A 593-nucleotide genomic window follows, 5' to 3' on the forward strand; every position below is an offset into this window, starting at 1 on the left:
CCTCGGCGATCAGCGCCTGCAGCACCGCGCCGCCCACCCCGGCGCCGCGCGCGGCGCGCAGCACCGCCATGCGGCCGATGTGGCCGTCGGGAAGCAGGCGGCCGGTGGCGACCACCCGGCCCTCGGCGTCGCACGCGATCGCGTGCCGGCACACCGCGTCGAAGGCGTCGCGCTCGATCTCCTCGGGCACGCCCTGCTCCACGATGAAGACCTCGGTGCGCACCGGCATCACGCGCGCCTCGGCCTCGTCCCAGCCCCTCACCTCGATGTGCAGGCCCTTCATTCGACGATCTCCACCACCGTGCCCGCGGGCACGAGTTCGAACAGCTCGATGATGTCGCGGTTGCGCATGCGCACGCAGCCGTGCGAGCGCGCCACGCCCATGGGCTGGTCGTCGCCGGTGCCGTGCAGATAGATGTAGCGCCGCATCGTGTCCACCTCGCCGCCGCGGTTGCGCCCCGGCTCCTCGCCACACAGCCACAGGATGCGCGACAGGATCCAGTCGCGCCCCGGGTGCGCGGCGGCGAACGCCGGCGTCCACAGCTCGCCCGTCGGCCGCCGCCCGCGGAACACGGCGCCCGCCGGCGCGCCCG

2 protein-coding genes are annotated in these 593 nt (G+C 75.0%); both read right to left on the reverse strand.

Translation table 11 applies throughout. The annotated features are described in order from the left end of the window. Window positions 1-283: GNAT family N-acetyltransferase (locus C667_RS23745; protein ID WP_004392067.1), on the reverse strand; the 283-nt coding region annotated here is incomplete at its 3' end. Further along, window positions 280-593: L,D-transpeptidase (locus C667_RS23750; protein ID WP_004392068.1), on the reverse strand; the 314-nt coding region annotated here is incomplete at its 5' end. The genes C667_RS23750 and C667_RS23745, both read right to left, overlap by 4 nt.

The sequence above is a fragment of the Thauera phenylacetica B4P genome (genome assembly GCF_000310225.1).
GTDB lineage: Bacteria > Pseudomonadota > Gammaproteobacteria > Burkholderiales > Rhodocyclaceae > Thauera > Thauera phenylacetica.